Below are 19,217 nucleotides of genomic sequence, written 5' to 3'. Positions count from 1 at the left end.
GCCATGACCGACTCCTCACGCCCCGGGACCCCCGACGCCGCCCCCACCGCGCCCGTCGACGCCCCCGGCAGCACCCCCACCTCCCCCGCCCCGCGCCAGCCCTCCTTCCCCGAGCACCTGCCGGTGGCGGAGCGCCGCGAGGAGATCATGGCGGCCATCCGCGACCACCAGGTGGTGATCGTCGCGGGCGAGACCGGCTCCGGCAAGACGACCCAGCTGCCCAAGATGTGCCTGGCCCTGGGCCTCGGGGACGCCGGGACGATCGGCCACACCCAGCCCCGCCGCCTCGCCGCCCGCTCGGTGGCCGAGCGCATCGCCGAGGAGATCGGCGAGCCGATCGGCCAGACCGTCGGCTACCAGGTGCGCTTCACGGCGCAGACCTCCAAGCAGACCCGGGTCAAGGTCATGACGGACGGCATCCTGCTGGCCGAGATCCCCCACGACCCGCTCCTGAAGCGCTACTCGGTGATCATCATCGACGAGGCGCACGAGCGCAGCCTCAACATCGACTTCCTCCTGGGCTACCTCCGGCAGCTGCTGCCGCAGCGCCCGGACCTGAAGGTGATCATCACCTCGGCCACGATCGACCCCGAGTCGTTCGCGCGTCACTTCGGCCGACCCGCCACGGACGCCGAGCGCGCCGAGCGCGTGGCGGACGGGGTGCCGGAGGAGCAGGCCGACGTCGTCCCCGCCCCGGTCATCGAGGTCTCGGGCCGCACGTTCCCGGTCGAGATCCGCTACCGGCCGCTCACCGACGAGCCCTCCCCCGACGATCCCGACGACGACGCCGACGACGCCGCGGAGACGCGTGACCCCCTCGACGCGATCGGCGATGCCGTCCTCGAGCTGGCCGCGGAGCCGGCCGGGGACATCCTCGTGTTCCTGCCCGGCGAGCGGGAGATCCGCGACGCCGCGGACCACCTGGCCGGCGTCGTCGCGGGCTCGAAGCGCCTCGCCGGGACAGAGATCCTGCCCCTGTTCGGCCGCCTCTCGATGGCCGAGCAGCACCGCGTGTTCGGCCGCGCGGCGTCCGGGGTGCGCCGGCGGATCGTGCTGGCCACCAACGTCGCGGAGACCTCGCTGACGGTGCCGGGCATCAAGTACGTGATCGACACGGGCACGGCCCGCATCTCCCGCTACTCGAACCGCACGAAGGTGCAGCGTCTGCCGATCGAGCGCGTGTCCCAGGCGAGCGCCAACCAGCGCTCGGGGCGCTCGGGCCGCACGAGCGACGGCATCGCGATCCGCCTGTACTCGCAGGAGGACTTCCTCTCCCGCCCCGAGTTCACCGACCCGGAGATCCTGCGCACCTCGCTGGCCTCCGTCATCCTCCAGATGATGTCCCTCGGCGTCGCGCGGACGCCCGCGGACGTGAAGGACTTCCCCTTCCTCCAGCCCCCGGACGGCCGCCAGGTCACCGACGGCGCCACCGCACTCACCGAACTCGGCGCGCTCGCCGCCAAGGCGGGGACCATCACGCCGATCGGGCGCCGGCTGGCCCGCCTGCCCGTGGACCCGCGCCTGGGCCGCATGATCCTGGAGTCGGGCGAGCGCGGCTGCGTGCGGGAGGTCATGGTGATTGCCGCCGCGCTCACCATCCAGGACCCCCGGGAGCGCCCCACCGAGCAGCGCGAGGCGGCGGACGAGATGCACCGCCGGTTCGCGGACGAGAACTCGGACTTCTCCGCGATCCTCCGTCTGTGGGCCTACCTGCGAGAGCAGCAGACGGAGCTCTCCGGCTCGCAGTTCCGCAAGATGTGCCGCCGCGAGCACCTGAACTGGCTGCGCGTGCACGAGTGGCAGGACCTCGTCCAGCAGCTGCGCCAGATCGCCAAGGACGTGGGCGTCACGGTCCAGGCCGGTCCCGTGGACCCGGTGGGCCAGCACGAGGCCGTGCACAAGTCGCTGCTGACGGGCCTGCTCTCGCAGATCGGCTCCTACGACGAGCGCCGCCGCGAGTACGCGGGCGCGCGCGGCACCCGGTTCGCCGTGTTCCCCGGCTCCGCGCTGTTCAAGAAGCGCCACCCGTTCGTCATGGCGGCCGAGCTCGTGGAGACCTCCCGCCTGTGGGCCCGCTCCGTCGCCCGGATCGAGCCGGAGTGGGCCGAGGAGGTGGCGGGCGACCTGGTGAAGCGCACGTACAACGAGCCGCACTGGTCGCGGCGGGCGGGCTCCGTCGTCGCGCGTGAGAAGGTGACGCTGTTCGGCGTCACCCTCGTGCCGGACCGCTCCGTGCGCTTCGGTCGCATCGACCCGGAGCTCTCCCGCGAGCTGTTCATCCGGCACGCCCTCGTGGAGGGCGACTGGCGCACACGCCACCACTTCTTCGCCCGCAACCGCCGCGCCCTCGAGGAGGTCGAGGCCCTCGAGACGCGCCTGCGCCGCCGCGACCTGCGCGTGGGCGACGAGGACCTCTTCGCCTTCTACGACGCGCGGATCCCGGGAGACGTCGTCTCCGAAAGGCACTTCGACGCATGGTGGAAGAAGGCGCGCCAGGAGCAGCCGGACCTGCTCGACCTCGACGTGGACGCCCTCCTCACGCAGGACGCTGCGGACCTCGACACGGACGCGTTCCCCACGACCTTCCGCTATCCGCTGCCCGGCGGCGACGTGGACCTCGACCTCGAGTACACGTTCGACCCCACGGGCGCCTCCGGCACGGACGGCGTCACGGTGGCCGTTCCGGTCCTCCTCCTGAACCAGGTGGCCCCGAGCCCGTTCGCGTGGCTCGTGCCCGGTCTGCGCGTGGAGCTCGTCACGGCGCTCATCAAGGCCCTCCCCAAGGCCGTGCGCAGGAACCTCGTGCCCGCCCCGGACGTGGCCCGGCAGCTCGTGGCCGACCTCGCAGAGCACGCGGACCCGCTCACGGACGACCTGCCCGCGGCGCTCTCGGCCGCCGTGCGCCGGGTCCGCGGGATCGTGGTGGAGCCGGAGCTCTGGGCGCCCGACGCGGTGCCCCCGCACCTGCGGATGGACTACCGCGTGGTGGACGCCCGCGGCGCCGTCATGGGCGCCGGCCAGGACCTCCCCGCCCTCCAGTCTCGCCTCGCCCAGGCGAACCGCTCGGCCATCGCGGCCCGCCTGGCCGGCACGGACGACCCCGCGAACGCGCGCCCGGGACCCCGCCAGGACGGCCGGGGCTCGGATCGTGGGGGCACCGGCGCTCGCGACGGCGGCCGGGGACGCCGCGGGCCGGGGAAGGACCGTCAGGGTGCCGAGTCCTCCGCCCAGGCGGCGGGTCACGGGGACGGTGGGCCGTCGTCGACCGCGCCCGACGCCGGCCGTGCCGCCCCCGCGTTCGCGGAGCGGCATGGACTGACCACGTGGAGCGTGGGCACCGTGCCCCGCAAGATCACCACGGAGGCGGGCGGCCGCGGCCCCGCGATCACGGGCTACCCCGCACTCGTCCCCGAGACGACGCCGGAGGGCCGCCCCGCGGCGGGGCTCACCGTGGCCCGCTCGGCCGAGGACCAGGCCGCGTGGCACCGCGCCGGCGTGATCCGGCTCCTGCTGGCCGCCCTTCCCAGCCCGCAGCGCTACGTGCTGGACCACCTCGACAACCGGGAGAAGCTCGCGTTCACGCAGAACCCGCACGGCTCGGTGGACTCGCTCGTGGCGGACTGCACGCAGGCCGCTGTGGACCGGCTCGTCGGCCCGGAGCTCCCGTTCGGCGAGGCCGAGTTCCGGGCGCTGTTCGACCGGGTCCGCGCCGACCTCATCGACACCGTGTTCGCGGTCACGAAGCTCGTGGAGCAGGTGCTCTCCCGCGCCGCGGAGGTGCGCCGCCGGCTCAAGGGCTCCGTCTCCCTCGCGACGGCGCCGGCGAAGTCGGACGTCAAGGCCCACCTCGAGCAGCTCGTGTTCCCCGGCTTCGCGGCCACCACGGGGTGGGAGCAGCTGCAGCACCTGCCCCGCTACGTGCAGGGCATGCTGACGCGCCTGGACCGCCTCGACGCCGGCGGGCACCTGCAGCGCGACGGCCAGGCCATGGCGGTGGTCCAGCGCCTCGAGGACGACTTCGACGCCGCCGTGGCCGCGCACCGCGCCCGCTTCGCCGGCACTCCCGTGCCGGCGGAGCTCGAGCGCGTGCGCTGGCTCATCGAGGAGCTGCGCGTCTCCTTCTTCGCCCAGGAGCTGGGCACGGCCGTGTCCGTCTCGGAGAAGCGGGTGCGCCAGGCACTGGCCGCCGCCGCCCGGGCCTGAGGCCGGGGCGGCACCGGCGGCGTCAGTCCTGCGGGACGGCGGCGGTGTGGCCGGCTGAGCGCAGTCCGTCGCGGATGCGCCGCGCGGCCTCCTCGAGGTCCTTCGGCTCGGGCGAGTTGTCCACGCGGGCCATGTCGTAGTCGTCCATGGAGTTGGACGGCCACACGTGCACGTGCAGGTGCGGGATCTCGTAGCCGGCCACCATCAGGCCGGCGCGCTGCGCACCGAACGCATCCACCTGCGCGCGGCCGATCCGCTGTGCGACCTGCATGAGGTGGGCGAGGAGCCCGGGGTCGGCGTCGACCCACTGGTCCACCTCCTCGCGGGGCACCACGAGTGTGTGCCCCTGGGCCAGGGGGCCCGCCGAGAGGAAGGCGACGCACTGCTCGTCCTGCCAAACGAAGCGGGCGGGGAGCTCTCCGGCGATGATGCGGGTGAAGACGCTGGTCATGGGGTGTCCTTCCGATCTGCGGGGTGGGCGGGCGCACGGCCCGCCGAGGGTCCGCCCTCAGTGTCCGTCAGGAGAGGCCCCCACGGCCACCGGCCGGGCCGGATCGTGGACCCATGAGGACCAGGAGCCGGGGAAGAGCGCCGCCCCGGGATGGCCCGCCACGGTCATCGCGAGGACCTGATGGGCGGCCGTGACGCCGGATCCGCAGTAGACGGCCACCCGGACGTCGTCCCGCACCCCGGCCGCCGCGAAGCGCGCCGCGAGCTGCTCGGGCGGCAGGAGGCGACCGTCGGGGCGGAGGTTCTGCGCGGTCGGCAGACTGCGGGCGCCGGGGATGTGGCCGGCCATCGGATCGAGGGGCTCGACCTCTCCGCGATACCGTTCGGCGGCGCGGGCGTCGAGGAGCAGGCCGTGCTCGGCGATCTCCTCGGCGCCGGCGGCGTCCACCACGGGCATGCGGCCCCACTGGATGGTCGCCGAGCCCGGCGTGGGGATCACCTCGCCCGACTGCAGCGGCAGTCCGGCCTCTCGCCACGCATCCAGCCCGCCGTCGAGCAGCAGCACGTCGGGCAGCCCCCCGTGGCGCAGCAGCCACCAGGCGCGCGCGGCGGCGAGGCCGCCGATGTCGTCGTACACGACCACGGTGTCGCCGTCGTCGATCCCCCACATGCGCACCGTCTCCGCGAAGTCCGCCGGATCCGGCAGCGGGTGACGGCCCTCCAGGGTCCCGGGCGGGCCGGCGAGCCGGCTCGGCAGGGCCACGTAGACGGCGCCGGGCAGGTGGCCGTGGAGATAGCCCTCATGGTCGGTCGCACCGCTGCCGAGCTCGTAGCGGATGTCGAGGAGCACGAGGCGCCGCGGTGCGGGGGCGTCGGCCTGCACGTAGGCGGGGACGGCCGGGACGGGCTCCGCCTCCATCGCGGGCGCCAGTCGGAGCCAGCCGGCCAGCACGTCCACCGTGACGACGGACGCCGCGGAGGCGGGGCGGATCGGGGCCGGGGCGTCGGAGGGAAGGGTGTGCACCCGCACACCATACGTGACGGTCCGTAACGCTCACCGCGCGGCGGACGCCCCGCGACGCGCCCCGTGTGCCCGGGGCACCACGCCGGATCCGGCCCCGCTGATAGCCTGGGACGAGTGCCCAGGAGCCGGTCATCGGCTCCGCGAAGCCCCCCGGGACCGTTCGGATCCGGCCGCGGAAGGAGGACCGTCAGCGTGACCAGCACCGCTCCCGACCCCCGCGCCGGACGCGTGCGCGCCACCCGCCAGAAGGCGGCTGTGGACCGTGCCCTGGACGAGCTCGAGGACTTCGTCAGTGCCCAGGAGCTCCACGCCCACCTCAAGGACGCCGGCGAGCGCGTCTCCCTCGCCACCGTGTACCGCACGCTGCAGCAGCAGCTCGAGGACGGCACCGTGGACGTCCTCCGGCGCGAGGACGGCGAGTCCGTGTACCGCCGGTGCGCCGCGCAGGGCCATCACCACCACCTCGTGTGCCGCTCGTGCGGGGCCACCGTGGAGCTCACGGCCCCGCCCGTCGAGCGGTGGGCGGCCGCCGTCGCCGCCGTGCACGGGTTCACGGCCACGGACCACACCGTGGAGATCACCGGCCTCTGCGCCGCGTGCACGGCGGCCGCGGCGGGCTGAGCCCCTGGGCGCCTAGCGGTGCTCAGGCCCCCCGGCGGGGTCGTCCAGATGCCCGAATACGGGCCGGTGGAGCGCGCCGCGCCCGTAGACCCGCTCGAGGTTCTCCTCCGTGAGCACGTGGGCGGGCACGCCCGAGGCGACCACGCGTCCGCCCATGAGGACCACATGGTCCGCCGCGGCCGCCTCGTCGAGGTCGTGGGTCGTGAACACCACGGAGACCCCCTCGTGCGGCTGCTCGTGGATCAGGTCGTCGATCGTGCGGGCCGAGACCAGGTCGAGGCCGGTGACCGGCTCGTCCAGCATGAGCACGTCATGCTCCTGGGCCAGACCCTGTGCGACGTACACGCGCTGCCGCTGGCCGCCGGAGAGCTGGTCGAGGTGCCGCGCCGCCAGGTCCGTGACCCGCATGCGCTCCATCGCCGCGTCCACCGCGGCCCGGTCGGCGGCCCTCAGGCGTCCGAACCAGCCGAGGGACGGGTACCGGCCCATGGTGACCACGTCCCGCACCGTGAGCGGGACGCCCTGCGGGAACTGGAGGGACTGCATCACGAAGGCGGTGCGGCGGGCCCGCTCGGCGGCGGGCTCGCCGAGCACGTGCACGGTGCCCGCCGCGGGCTCGAGCACTCCCGCGAGCGCCGCCAGGAGGGTGGACTTGCCGGAGCCGTTGGGCCCGATCACAGCCACCACGCACCCGGCGGGAACCGTGAAGGAGGAGGCCTCCACGGCCTGGTGCTCGCCGTGGCGCAGCTCGAGGCCTGCGGCCTCGGCGAGGATCCGGGGGTCGTTCACGAGGTCACGCTCCGGCGGGTCGGGAGGCCGTCACGCGTGCGGCGGGCCGCGGCGCGGAGGCGGCGCCCCCGGGCGGCCTGCACCGCGGCGCGCACGGCCAGGACGAGGAAGAACAGGACGATCGGCACGAGCGCCATGGTGGCGGATCCTGCCGTGCCCCAGTGGAAGCTCAGGATCAGGCCGAGGGTGACGGAGAGGGCGCCGATCAGCATGGAGGCGGCCATCATCCACGGCACGGTGCGTGTGATCAGCGCGGCGGTGGCGGGCGGGCCCACGAGCAGGCCGAACACGAGCACGGTGCCCACGGCCTGGAACGAGCCGATCACGGCGGCCCCGATCATCACGAGCAGGAGCGCGTGCGTGAGCCGGGGGCGCATGCCGAGGGCGCGCGCCTTGGCCTCCGAGAAGCTCAGGGCCAGCAGCGGACGGTACAGCACCAGGCCCAGCACCACGACGGCGGCCGCGATCGCGCCCTGCACCCGCAGCCCCTCCGGCGAGACGCCGAGGGCGTCGCCGAAGAGGATGGCGGTGAGGGAGCCCGTGTAGGAGTCCGAGAGCGAGATGATCACGACGCCGAGGGCCATCATCCCCACGAACAGCAGGCCGATGGCCGTGTCCTCCTTGAGGGTGGTGGCCCGGTGGACGAGCGAGATGCCGGCCATCATGACGGCGGCGGCCACGGCGGCGCCCACGTGCAGGTTCCCGCCCAGCACCACGGCGAGCGCGATGCCCGGCAGGACGCCGTGCACGAACGCGTCCCCGAAGAAGCTCATGCCGCGCAGCACGAGCCAGGTGCCCACCACGGAGCACGTGAGTGCGGCGATGAGCCCGCCGAGCAGGGCGCGTTGCTGGAATCCCAGCAGGAAGGGGTCGGTCAGCCAGTCCACGGGGGTGTCGGTCCTCAGGGTCGGTGTCGGTGGGGCCACGGGCGGTGCCCGCGGCGGGGGACGGGTCAGCCGGCGAGGGCGTCGGCGAGCGTCCGCGCGTTGTGGAGCATGGCGTCGGCATAATCGGACTCGGCGGAGTCCGCGGGCCCGACGCCGGACTCGTACAGCTCCACGACCGGCAGGTCCCCCGCCTCCCGGGAGACCGCGTCCACGAGGCCCGTGCCCGCTGCCACGGAGGTGAGGATCGCATCCGCGCCGGACTCGCGCACCTGGGAGGCCAGGGCCGCGAGCTCCTGGGAGGAGGGCTCCGCGTCCGTCGATCCGCCCGGGATCACGACGCCGGCCACCTCGAACCCATACGCCGCTCCGAAGTAGCCGTAGGCGTCGTGGTCGGTGACGAGCGTGCGCCGCTCCGCGGGGACGGCCGCCAGGATCTCGCGAACCTGCCGGTCGGTGTCCTCGAGCTCCCCCTGCACGCGGCGCCCGCACTCGGCGTAGCCGTCGTCGCCGGTGTGCTCGGCCAGGGCGTCGCCCATCACCGACGCGGCCGTGGCCATGCGCGCCACGTCCATCCAGACATGCGGGTCCTGCGAGCCGTGGGCGTGGCCCTCGTGGGCGTGGGCGGCGTGCTCCTCGGCACTCTCCCCCGCGTGCTCGGCCTCACCGGCGCCGAAGGGCAGGGGGTCCAGCCGGGGTGCCACCTCCACGACGTCGGCGCCGTCCCGCTTCGCATTCTCGAGCGCGGACCCCATGCCGCCCTCGAGGCCGAGGCCGTTGGAGAACACGAGTCCGGCGCGGACCATCTGGGCCACCTGCTCGGAGGACGGGGACACGTCGTGCGGATCGTCGCCCGGGCCCATGATCGTCCCGGACTCCGCGTCGCGGCACGCCGTGACGTCCGCGAGGACCGATCCGAGCTGGGTGGTGGTGGCCACGGCGACGGGCTTCCCCTCCCCCGGGTCGGCGGCCGGGCGGCCGGCCCCCTCGCCGGCCTCGGAGCCGCACGCGCTCAGCCCGAGGGCGAGCACGAGGAGGGGTGCGGCGAGAGTGCGGGCACGGCGGGGAGCGGTCACGGGCGAGGGGTCCTTCCGGGGGGCAGCGGCGCCCGACGAGGCGTCTTGTTGCTAACGATTCTCATGTTAGCAGGTCCCGGCGCCCCGCCGCCCGGGGCCCCGCTCAGGCCAGCCGCATCCGCCGTGGGGTCTGCGTGACGTCGTGGATCTCACCCACGAGCTCCTCGAGGACGTCCTCCAGGAACAGCACGCCCACGGTGGTGCCCTCCGTGGTGATCACGCGCGCCAGGTGGGAGCCGGTGCGCTGCATGAGCGCGAGCGCGTCCTCCACCTCGTCGTCGGCGCGCACGTTGGCCAGGGAGCGGATGCGCGTGAGCGGCACGGGACGCTCGTAGGCGTCGGGGGCCACCATGAGCACGTCCTTGAGGTGCAGGTAGCCGGTGTACCCGCCGTCGGGGTCCTCCACCACGAAGCGGGAGAAGCCCACCCGTCCCACGGCCCACTCGAAGGCCTGCGGGGTGACGTCCTCCGGCACCGTGACCACGCGCTCCAGCGGGACCATGACGTCGCCGGCCGTGTAGGAGGAGAACTCCAGGGCGGAGTGCAGCACGCCGGACTCGTCCTCGAGGGTGCCCGAGCGCGTGGACTCGGCCACGATCGACTGGACCTCCTCGAGCGTGAAGGAGGAGGCCACCTCGTCCTTCGGCTCGATCCCGAACGCCCGCAGCACGAGGTTCGCGGCCCAGTTCAGGGACACGATGATGGGGTGGAGCAGGCGGCTGAGCCACACGAGCGGCTGGGCCAGGAGCATGACGGCGCGATCGGCGAACGACACCGCCGCGTTCTTGGGGATCATCTCGCCGAACGTCACGTGGAGGAACGTGACCACCAGGAGGGCGACGACGAACGCGGCGATGTCCGCGACGCCCGCAGGCACGCCGACGGCCTCCATCGGCACCACGAGCAGGTGGTGCAGGGCCGGCTCCGAGACGTTGAGGATCAGGAGCGAGCACACGGTGATGCCGAGCTGGCACACGGCCAGCATCGCCGAGACGTGCTCCATGGCGTACAGGGCGGTCGTGGCCGGCCGGGAGCCTGCCTCGGCGCGCGGCTCGATCTGGGAGCGGCGAGCACCCATGACGGCGAACTCGCCCGCCACGAAGAAGGCGTTGGCGACCAGCAGGACCACCAGCCAGAGCAGTCCGATCACGTCCTCGCTCATGCGCGGGCCTCCGTCCTGTCCGCGGGCACCGGGTCGAAGCGCACGCGCTCCACCCGCCGTCCGTCCATGCGCTCCACCGCGAGCGATCCGCCGTCGACGGCCACGACGTCGCCCACCCGGGCGATGCGGCCGAGGCGGGCCATCACGAAGCCGCCGATGGTCTCGTAGGCGCCGTCCTCGGGGACGGACAGCGCGGTGATCTGGGCCTGCGCCTCGTCCGGGCGCAGATCGGCCGGGAAGTACCAGCGTCCGGAGGCGGTCTGCAGGACGCCGGGGGTGATCCGGTCGTGCTCGTCGGCGACCTCGCCCACGATCTCCTCCACCACGTCCTCGAGGGTGACGACGCCGGCGGTGCCGCCGTACTCGTCCACCACCACGGCCATCTGCAGGTTGGCCTCGCGCAGCTCCGCGAGCAGCTGGTCCAGGTGGACGGTCTCGGGCACGCGGATGATGTCCGACATGAGGGAGCCGGCCGTGAGGTCGGCGCGGCGCTCCCGGGGGACGGCCGCGACCCTCTTCACGTGCACGACGCCGCGGATGTCGTCCGAGGACTCGCCGATCACGGGGAAGCGGGAGAAGCCGCTCTGCCGGGCGAGCTCCACGACGTGGGAGAGCCCCTCGTCCTCGCCCACGGTCTCCACGCGGATGCGCGGGGTCATCACGTCGGCCGCCGTGCGGTCCGCGAAGCGCAGGGTGCGGTCCAGGAACGTGGCCGTCTGCTGGTCGAGCGTGCCGAGCTGGGCCGAGCGCCGCACGAGCGAGGAGAGCTCCTCAGGGCTGCGGGCGCCGGAGATCTCCTCCTTCGCCTCGATCCCGAAGCGCCCGAGGACGCGGTTGGAGAAGCCGTTGAGGACCGCGATCGCGGGCCGGAAGACGGCCGTGAACACGAGCATGGGCCGCGCGAGCCGACGCCCGATGGGGAGGGGCTGGGAGATCGCCATGTTCTTGGGCACCAGCTCGCCGATCAGCATGGAGAGCAGCGTGGCCGTCACCATGGCGACGACGAGCGAGACGGTGCCCGCGATCGCCTCGGGCACGCCCGCCCCGATCAGGAGCGGGTCCACGAGGCGCCCGATCGCCGGGTCCATGACGTAGCCCGTCAGGAGCGTGGTGAGCGTGATGCCCAGCTGGCACGCGGAGAGCTGGGTGGACAGGGACTTCAGGCAGCGCAGGAGCGGCTCGGCGCCGCGGTCGCCCTGGTCCACCATCCGCTGCACGGTGGGCACGTCGATCGCGATGAGCGAGAACTCGACGGCCACGAAGAATCCGGTGCCCAGGACGAGCAGGATGCCGGCGATCAGCAGGATCCACTCCACGGGGCCTCACCCCCTCCCCGAGGAGTCGGGGTGGGCGTCGAACGGGCGACGCCGGGACTGGAAGGCTCCGATCCGGCCCCGTCCGCGAGCGCGGACGGGCAGGCTGGCACAGCAGTGTCAGGGTGATCCATAGTGCGACCAGTATAGGGCGGGGCCGCGGGCGGAGAGACCCCTTCGGGCGTGCCGCGCCGCCTCACCACGAGGCGGCCACGGGCCGGCCCTCGTCGTAGCCGGCGGCGGACTGCAGCCCCAGAACGGCCCGCTCGCGGAACTCCGCCAGGTCCCGCGCACCCGCGTACGTGAGGGCGGAGCGGACGCCGGCGGTGATGGTGTCCAGCAGGTCCTCCACGGAGGGGCGGCGGGGGTCCACGTCCATGCGCGAGGAGGAGATGCCCTCCTCGAACATGCCCTTGCGGGCCTTGGTGAAGGGGTCCTCGTGGCGCGTGCGGTGCTCGACGGCCCGGGCCGAGGCCATGCCGAAGCTCTCCTTGTGGCGGCGGCCGTCGGCGTCGTGCACGAGGTCCCCCGGGGACTCGAGCGTGCCCGCGAACCACGAGCCGATCATCACCGAGCTCGCCCCGGCCGCGAGGGCGAGGGCCACGTCACGCGGGTGCTTCACGCCGCCGTCGGCCCACACGCGGGCACCGGCCTCGCGGGCGGCGGCCGCGCACTCCAGCACGGCGGACAGCTGCGGGCGGCCGACGGCGGTCTGCATGCGCGTGGTGCACATGGCGCCCGGGCCCACCCCCACCTTCACGATGTCGGCGCCGGCGGCCACGAGGTCGTGCACGCCCTCGGCGGTCACCACGTTGCCGGCGACCACCGGCACGCCGGGGTCGAGCGAGCGCACCGCGGCGAGGGCGTCGAGCATCGTCTCCTGGTGGCCGTGCGCGGTGTCCACCACGAGCACGTCCACGCCGGCCTCGAGGAGGGCGGAGGCCTTCTCCCCCACGGCGCCGTTGATGCCGAGGGCCGCGCCCACGCGCAGCCGTCCGCCGGCGTCGCGGCTGGGCATGAAGAGGGAGGAGCGCAGCAGGCCCGCGCGGGTGACCACGCCGCGCAGGCGCGGGGCCCCGCCGCCGGTCCCGGACTCGACGACGGGCGCCACGTCGAGGTGGGCGGCGTGCAGGCGCTCGAAGGCCGCGCGCAGCACGTCCGCGCCGGGGTGGGCGCCGGCGTCCCCGCCCAGCTCGTCCGCGGTCAGCGTGAGCGCGGCCGGGTGCATCACGGAGGACGCCGAGGCGAAGCGGTCCACGTCGTCGCAGTCCCGCGGACGGACCAGGCCGAGGAGGCCGCCGTCGGCGTCCACCACCGCGACGACGCCGTGGTTGCGTCGGTCCATGAGGTGCAGCAGGTCCAGGACGGTGTCGTGCGGGCGCACCGTCAGCGCGGTGTCCACCACGGGGTGGGCGGACTTCACGCGGGCGACCGTCTCGGCGATCACGTCGGCGGGGACGTCCTGGGGCAGGATCCCGAGGCCGCCGCGGCGGGCCATCGTCTCCACCATGCGCCGGCCGGTGACGGCGGTCATGTTGGCCGAGACGAGCGGGATGGAGCCGCCCGTCGCGTCGTCCGGGGCGATGTCCACGTCCATGCGGCTCGCGACGTCGGAGCGGGAGGGGACGAGGAACACGTCGTTGTAGGTGAGGTCGACGCTCGGCGGGGTGAGGAAGCGCATGTGGCCAGTCTCCCAGACCGGGACGCGGCCCCTGCCGGACGCTCCGCCCTCGCCCCCGACGGGGCCTGAGCACCTATGATGTTCGGAGGCGTCCGCCAGCGGCAGCACGGGCGCACCGCTTGCGACCGGACCGCTCCCCTGGGCGTTCCCCGTCGGACCATCGCATCACAAGGCTCAGGAAGAGGCGTTGCACAGTGCCAGAACTCACGTCTGATCGGCTCGCGCAGGAGTTCCCCGGGAACGAGAAGCTCGTGGCCGAGATCTACCGGAAGTACCGCGCCGACGAGGGCTCCGTGGATCGTCAGTGGGCACAGATCTTCGCTCGCCTCGAGGCGAGCGCCCCGCAGCAGGCGGCCTCCGCCACGCCGTCGAAGCCCGCCCCCGCGAAGGCCGCCTCGGCCGAGGGCGTCGGCCCGCAGTCCGCCACCGCGCCGTCGGCGAACGCCACCCCGGTCCGCACCGGCGGGGACACCCGCGCCGCGTCCGCGACCCCGACGGCCGCCCCCGCCACCGCCCAGCCGAAGACCGCGCCCGCCAAGACCAGCGCCAAGAAGGCCGCCGCCCAGGCCGTGCCCTCCGAGCCCGCCAAGGACGAGCCCACCGCGGGCGCCTCCACGAAGGAGGAGAAGGCCACCGTGCTCAAGGGCATGGCCAAGGCCGTGGCCTCCAACATGGACGCCTCCCTCTCCATGCCCACCGCCACCACGGTGCGCGACGTGCCCGCCAAGCTGCTCATGGACAACCGCGCCATGATCAACAGCCACCTGGCCCGCACCCGCGGCGGCAAGGTCTCCTTCACGCACCTCATCGGCTACGCGATCGTGCGCGCGCTGAACGAGATGCCCGCCATGAACGTGCTCTACGAGGAGCGCGACGGCAAGCCCACCATGGTGGAGCCCGCCCACGTGAACTTCGGCCTGGCCATCGACCTGCCCAAGCCGGACGGCACGCGCGCGCTCGTGGTCCCCAACGTGAAGGCCGCCGAGACCCTGGACTTCCGCGGCTTCTGGCAGGCCTACGACGACCTGGTCCAGCGCGCCCGCAAGAACAAGCTGACCATGGACGACTACGCCGGCACCACGGTCTCGCTGACCAACCCCGGCGGCATCGGCACGGTGCACTCCGTGCCCCGCCTCTCCAAGGGCCAGGCCGCCATCATCGGCGTCGGTGCCCTCACCTACCCGGCCGCCTTCCAGGGCGCCGCGGAGAGCACCCTCAACGACCTGGCGATCTCCCGCACCATCACGCTGACCTCCACGTACGACCACCGCGTGATCCAGGGCGCCGGCTCGGGCGAGTTCCTCAAGATCATCCACGGCTACCTGCTCGGCGAGGACGGCTTCTACGACGAGGTCTTCCAGTCCCTGCGGATCCCCTACGAGCCCGTCCGCTGGGCCCAGGACGTCCAGGTCAACCCGGACGAGCAGGTCGGCAAGGTCGCCCGCGTGCAGCAGCTCATCCACGCGTACCGGGACCGCGGCCACCTCCTGGCCAACGTGGACCCGCTCGAGTACACGATGCGCACCCACCCGGACCTGGACGTCCGCGAGCACGGCCTCACCCTGTGGGACCTGGACCGCCCGTGGCCCACGGGCGGCTTCGGAGGGCAGTCCACGCTGCCCCTCCGCGCCATCCTCGGCGTGCTGCGGGACGCGTACTGCCGCACCATCGGCGTCGAGTACATGCACATCCAGAACCCGGCCGAGCGCGCCTGGTTCCAGGACCAGCTCGAGCGCCCGTACAACAAGCCGACCCGCGAGGAGCAGCTGCGCATCCTCAGCCGCCTGAACGCGGCCGAGGCCTTCGAGACGTTCCTGCAGACCAAGTACATCGGCCAGAAGCGCTTCTCCCTCGAGGGCGGCGAGTCCCTCATCCCCCTCCTGGACCACATCCTGGGCGACGCCGCGGACGCGGGCATGGACGAGGTGGCGATCGGCATGGCCCATCGCGGCCGTCTGAACGTGCTCACCAACATCGCCGGCAAGACCTACGGCCAGGTGTTCCGGGAGTTCGAGGGCGCCACGCCGAACGGCGCCTCCGGCTCCGGCGACGTGAAGTACCACATGGGCACGGGGGGCACCTTCGTGTCCGACGCCGGCAACAGCACCCGCGTGTACCTCGCCGCCAACCCCTCGCACCTGGAGGCCGTGGACCCGGTCCTGGAGGGCATCGTCCGCGCGAAGCAGGACCGCCTCGACCTCGGCTCGGAGCACCCGGACTCCTTCAGCGTGCTGCCGATCCTGGTGCACGGCGACGCGGCCTTCGCCGGCCAGGGCGTGGTGACCGAGGTGCTCAACCTCTCCCAGCTGCCCGGCTACCGCACCGGCGGCACCGTGCACGTCATCGTCAACAACCAGGTGGGCTTCACGACGCCGCCCTCCCAGGCCCGCTCCTCCGTGTACGCCACGGACGTGGCCAAGAGCATCCAGGCGCCGATCCTCCACGTGAACGGCGACGAGCCGGAGTCCGTGATGCGCGTGGCCCAGCTGGCGTTCGAGTACCGCCAGCGCTTCAACAAGGACGTCGTCATCGACCTCGTGTGCTACCGCCGCCGCGGCCACAACGAGGGCGACGACCCGTCGATGACGCAGCCGCGCATGTACAACCTGATCGAGCAGAAGCGCTCCACCCGCAAGCTGTACGTCGAGTCCCTCGTGGGCCGCGGCGACATCACGCAGGAGGAGGCGGACACCGCGCTGCGGGACTACCAGCAGCAGCTCGAGCGCGTGTTCGCGGAGACCCACGAGTCCAACGCCGACACCTCGGGCACCGGCGGCATCGAGCCCGCGAGCGACCGCGACCGCGCTCCCCAGGCCCCGGCCAAGACGGCCATCTCCCCGGAGACCCTGCGGGCCATCGGCGAGGCGCACCTGGCGACCCCGGAGGACTTCACCGTCCACCCGAAGCTCTCGACCCTGCTGGAGCGCCGCGCCAAGATGGCCGTGGACGGCGGGATCGACTGGGGCTTCGCGGAGCTCGCGGCGTTCGGCTCCCTCCTGATGGAGGGCGTGCCGGTGCGCCTCGCGGGCCAGGACTCGCAGCGCGGCACCTTCACGCAGCGCCACTCGGTGTTCCACGACCGCGTCACGGACGAGGAGTGGACGCCGCTGAAGAACCTCTCGCCGGACCAGGCGAAGTTCTGGGTCTACAACTCGCTGCTCTCCGAGTACGCCGCCCTCGGCTTCGAGTACGGCTACTCGGTGGAGCGCTCCGACGCCCTGGTGCTGTGGGAGGCGCAGTTCGGCGACTTCCTCAACGGCGCGCAGACCGTGATCGACGAGTTCATCTCCTCGGCCGAGCAGAAGTGGTCGCAGAGCTCCTCCGTGGTGCTCCTGCTCCCCCACGGCTACGAAGGCCAGGGGCCGGACCACTCCTCCGCCCGCATCGAGCGCTTCCTGCAGATGTGCGCCGAGGACAACATGCGCGTGGTGAACCCCTCGAACGGCGCGAGCCACTTCCACCTGCTGCGCGAGCAGGCCTACGCCCGCCCGCGCAAGCCGCTGATCGTGTTCACGCCCAAGCAGCTGCTGCGTCTCAAGGCGGCGGCCAACTCGGTGGAGGACTTCACGCAGGGCCGCTTCCAGCCGGTCATCCCGGACGCCGGGGTGGACGCGAAGAAGGTCACGCGCGTGCTCCTGGTCTCCGGCCGGCTGTACTACGACCTCCTGGCCCGCCGCGAGAAGTCCGGCGACGAGACGACCGCGATCGTCCGCGTGGAGCAGCTCTACCCGCTGCCCCTCGAGGAGATCCGCGAGCAGCTCGCCGCCTACGGCGACGCCGAGGTCATGTGGGTGCAGGACGAGCCGGCCAACCAGGGCCCGTGGCCCTTCATGGCCCTCAACCTGGTGCCTCAGCTGGGCCGCGAGGTGCGCCTCGTCTCCCGCCCGGCCTCCGCCTCCACCTCGGCGGGCACGAAGGGCCGGCACGACACCGAGCTGCAGACCCTCCTGGACACCTCGTTCGGCCGCTGAGCCGGCGCGAAAGGACACACCCGTGCAGTCTCGCCAGATCCGGATCGCCGCCGTCGGCGACCACATCCTCGCCGGCGCGGGGGATGCCCGCGCCATCGGGTGGTGGGGTCGCGTGCTTGCCCGCACGTCCGCCCAGGACGTGACCCTCGAGAACTACGTCCTCGCGGTGCCGCATGAGACCACGGAGCAGCTCAACGAGCGCTGGTGGGGCGAGGCCTCGCGGCGGTTCTCCGACACCACGGAGAACCGCCTCGTGGTGGCCCTCTCGGACGCCGACCTGGACATCGAGGCCTCGTCCTCGGCCCGTTCGCGCCTCAACCTCGCGAACGTGCTGGACACCGCCTCCCAGCGGGACATCCCCGTGCTCGTGGTCGGCCCCACCCCCTCTCTCGACGAGGAGCGCAACGCGCGGCTCGCCGAGCTGAACGCGGCGTACCTGGACGTGGCCGACCGCCGTCGCCACGTGTACGTGGACGCGTTCACGCCGCTCGTGGGCCACGAGCAGTGGCGCTCGGACCTGGCGTCCGGCCAGGGCCTGCCGGGCCAGGCCGGGCACGGGCTGATCGCGTGGCTCGTGCTGCACCGCGGGTGGTACCAGTGGCTGGGCGTCCCGGAGCCCACCGCCTGACGCGCACCGCTCCCGCGGTGTGACAGAATGGACCACTGACCGAAGCCCGCTTCATCGGAGAGGAGACCCCCATGAGCAAGCGTGGACGCAAGCGTCGCGATCGCAAGAAGGGCGGCGCCAACCACGGCAAGCGCCCCAACGCCTGAGCATCGCTCAGCCGCATCGCAGGAGAAGGGCCGACCCCCACGGGGTCGGCCCTTCTCGTGCATCGGGGGCGGGCTGCGCCGTCAGCCCCGGTGGTGCGTGGTGGTCACCTGGGTGATGCGAGTCATGATGGTGGCGCGCAGCTGCGCGGGCGCCTTCTCCTGGCAGGACCGACGCACGGCCGTGCGGATCAGCAGCTCCAGCTCCTGCTGACGGTGGCAGTCGGGGCACTCGTCCACGTGGGCGCGCACCTGCTCGAAGTCCTCCGGCGTCAGGGCGCCGTCGAGGTAGCGGTACAGCTGCTCCATGCGGCGCTCGACCGCCTCGCGGCACTCGCGGCCGCCGTCGTCCTGGGTCATCGCGTGGCCTCCTTCGTGCTCGTCGCCTCGGTGTCCACCCCGCGGCCCTTGGGACCCATCCCGCGCTCGGCGGCGTAGTCCGTGAGGCGCTCCCGCAGCTGCTTGCGCCCGCGGTGGAGACGGGACATCACCGTGCCGATGGGCACGTCGAGGATCTCGGCGATCTCCTTGTAGGCGAAGCCCTCCACATCGGCGAAGTACACGGCGAGGCGGAACTCCTCGGGGATGGCCTGCAGCGCCGCCTTGACCTCCGAGTCCGGCAGGTGGTCGAGCGCCTCGGTCTCCGCGGAGCGCAGCCCCGCGGAGGTGTGCTCGGCCGCGCGGGCCATCTGCCAGTCCTCCACCGTGTCCGTGTCCGCCTCGAGGGGCTGGCGCTGCCGCTTCCGGTACAGGTTGATGTACGTGTTGGTGAGGATGCGGTAGAGCCAGGCCTTGAGGTTCGTGCCGGGCCGGTACTGGTGGAACGAGGAGTACGCTTTCGTGTAGGCCTCCTGCACCAGGTCCTCGGCGTCCTGCGGATTGCGCGTCATGCGCATCGCGGCCGAGTACAGCTGGTCCACGAACTCGAGGGCGTCTCGCTCGAAGCGGGCGCGGCGCTCGGGGTCGGACTCGGCGGCGACGTCGATGCTCGCGAGGTCGTGCTCCGGGGCGTCGGCGGGCCGGGCGATCTGGCGCGCGCTGTCTTCAGTGCTCATCGCCGCCCAGTCTACGGGGGACGGCCGCGGCGCCGACGGCGTCGGTGTGGCCGAGGCGGGCGCGGCCAGCAGTGCGGTGCTCACGGGTGCGGCCTCCTCCCCGGCTCGGGCGGTGCCGGCGGGGTCTCTCCCGCACCGGCCTCTGCTGCCCGGGTACAGCGCGCCCGAGGCGACGCCTATTCCCCCGCCTCGTTCCCCGCGCGCCTCGGTAGGCTGG

At 73.2% G+C, this 19,217-nt stretch carries 15 protein-coding genes; 5 read left to right on the top strand and 10 right to left on the bottom strand.

The window, feature by feature from the left end; translation table 11 throughout:
* Positions 1 to 3: 3 nt before the first annotated feature.
* Complete coding sequence (gene hrpA, locus LG274_RS00240) at positions 4 to 4,203, top strand: ATP-dependent RNA helicase HrpA (RefSeq protein ID WP_298984715.1); 4,200 nt, start codon at positions 4 to 6, stop codon at positions 4,201 to 4,203.
* A 22-nt stretch (positions 4,204 to 4,225) separates the two neighbouring features.
* Here the strand turns inward: hrpA and LG274_RS00235 are convergent, their stop codons facing one another.
* Positions 4,226 to 4,654, bottom strand: a complete 429-nt coding sequence (locus LG274_RS00235) for an HIT family protein (RefSeq protein ID WP_248115187.1) — start codon at positions 4,652 to 4,654, stop codon at positions 4,226 to 4,228.
* A gap of 57 nt (positions 4,655 to 4,711) precedes the next feature.
* A complete protein-coding gene (locus LG274_RS00230) occupies positions 4,712 to 5,677 on the bottom strand; it encodes a sulfurtransferase (RefSeq protein ID WP_298712921.1) in 966 nt (321 codons plus the stop codon).
* Positions 5,678 to 5,869: 192 nt separating this feature from the next.
* On the opposite strand from LG274_RS00230, the gene LG274_RS00225 reads away from it, so the two are divergent.
* Complete coding sequence (locus LG274_RS00225) at positions 5,870 to 6,298, top strand: Fur family transcriptional regulator (protein WP_298712918.1); 429 nt, start codon at positions 5,870 to 5,872, stop codon at positions 6,296 to 6,298.
* 12 nt (positions 6,299 to 6,310) lie between these two features.
* Here the strand turns inward: LG274_RS00225 and LG274_RS00220 are convergent, their stop codons facing one another.
* From LG274_RS00220 to LG274_RS00195, 6 genes are all read right to left on the bottom strand, one after another.
* Complete coding sequence (locus LG274_RS00220; protein WP_298712915.1) at positions 6,311 to 7,087, bottom strand: metal ABC transporter ATP-binding protein; 777 nt, start codon at positions 7,085 to 7,087, stop codon at positions 6,311 to 6,313.
* Complete coding sequence (locus LG274_RS00215; protein ID WP_248115191.1) at positions 7,084 to 7,974, bottom strand: metal ABC transporter permease; 891 nt, start codon at positions 7,972 to 7,974, stop codon at positions 7,084 to 7,086. Before LG274_RS00215 ends, LG274_RS00220 begins: the two co-directional genes overlap by 4 nt.
* Positions 7,975 to 8,039: 65 nt before the next feature.
* Complete coding sequence (locus LG274_RS00210) at positions 8,040 to 9,047, bottom strand: metal ABC transporter substrate-binding protein (RefSeq protein WP_298712912.1); 1,008 nt, start codon at positions 9,045 to 9,047, stop codon at positions 8,040 to 8,042.
* A gap of 103 nt (positions 9,048 to 9,150) precedes the next feature.
* Positions 9,151 to 10,209, bottom strand: a complete 1,059-nt coding sequence (locus LG274_RS00205) for a hemolysin family protein (protein ID WP_248115193.1) — start codon at positions 10,207 to 10,209, stop codon at positions 9,151 to 9,153.
* Positions 10,206 to 11,525, bottom strand: a complete 1,320-nt coding sequence (locus LG274_RS00200; protein WP_298984720.1) for a hemolysin family protein — start codon at positions 11,523 to 11,525, stop codon at positions 10,206 to 10,208. The genes LG274_RS00205 and LG274_RS00200 overlap by 4 nt, the downstream gene beginning before the upstream one ends.
* A 193-nt stretch (positions 11,526 to 11,718) precedes the next feature.
* On the bottom strand, positions 11,719 to 13,203 hold the full coding sequence (locus tag LG274_RS00195) for a GuaB1 family IMP dehydrogenase-related protein (protein WP_319074780.1): 1,485 nt from the start codon (positions 13,201 to 13,203) through the stop codon (positions 11,719 to 11,721).
* 194 nt (positions 13,204 to 13,397) lie between these two features.
* Here LG274_RS00195 and LG274_RS00190 point away from each other — a divergent pair, with 194 nt between their 5' ends.
* From LG274_RS00190 to LG274_RS00180, 3 genes are all read left to right on the top strand, one after another.
* Positions 13,398 to 17,174, top strand: coding sequence for a multifunctional oxoglutarate decarboxylase/oxoglutarate dehydrogenase thiamine pyrophosphate-binding subunit/dihydrolipoyllysine-residue succinyltransferase subunit (locus LG274_RS00190; protein WP_404464761.1), 3,777 nt, complete (start codon positions 13,398 to 13,400; stop codon positions 17,172 to 17,174).
* 22 nt (positions 17,175 to 17,196) lie between these two features.
* Positions 17,197 to 17,802 carry a GDSL-type esterase/lipase family protein gene (locus tag LG274_RS00185; RefSeq protein ID WP_298712901.1) on the top strand — a complete coding sequence of 202 codons (606 nt, stop codon included), beginning with the start codon at positions 17,197 to 17,199 and terminating at the stop codon, positions 17,800 to 17,802.
* A 71-nt stretch (positions 17,803 to 17,873) separates the two neighbouring features.
* Positions 17,874 to 17,948, top strand: coding sequence for a 50S ribosomal protein bL37 (locus LG274_RS00180; RefSeq protein ID WP_404465952.1), 75 nt, complete (start codon positions 17,874 to 17,876; stop codon positions 17,946 to 17,948).
* An 81-nt stretch (positions 17,949 to 18,029) separates the two neighbouring features.
* Here the strand turns inward: LG274_RS00180 and rsrA are convergent, their stop codons facing one another.
* Both rsrA and LG274_RS00170 read right to left on the bottom strand, forming a co-directional pair.
* Positions 18,030 to 18,305, bottom strand: coding sequence for a mycothiol system anti-sigma-R factor (gene rsrA, locus LG274_RS00175; protein WP_248115198.1), 276 nt, complete (start codon positions 18,303 to 18,305; stop codon positions 18,030 to 18,032).
* The gene (locus LG274_RS00170) at positions 18,302 to 19,000 is read right to left on the bottom strand and encodes a sigma-70 family RNA polymerase sigma factor (RefSeq protein ID WP_298712898.1); all 699 of its coding nucleotides are present in this window, start codon (positions 18,998 to 19,000) and stop codon (positions 18,302 to 18,304) included. Before LG274_RS00170 ends, rsrA begins: the two co-directional genes overlap by 4 nt.
* Positions 19,001 to 19,217 lie beyond the last annotated feature (217 nt).

The organism is Micrococcus antarcticus, assembly GCF_044872765.1.
Lineage (GTDB): Bacteria > Actinomycetota > Actinomycetes > Actinomycetales > Micrococcaceae > Micrococcus.
The sequence above is the reverse complement of the archived record's forward strand: the minus strand, read 5'-3'. Positions and strand labels throughout refer to the sequence as shown.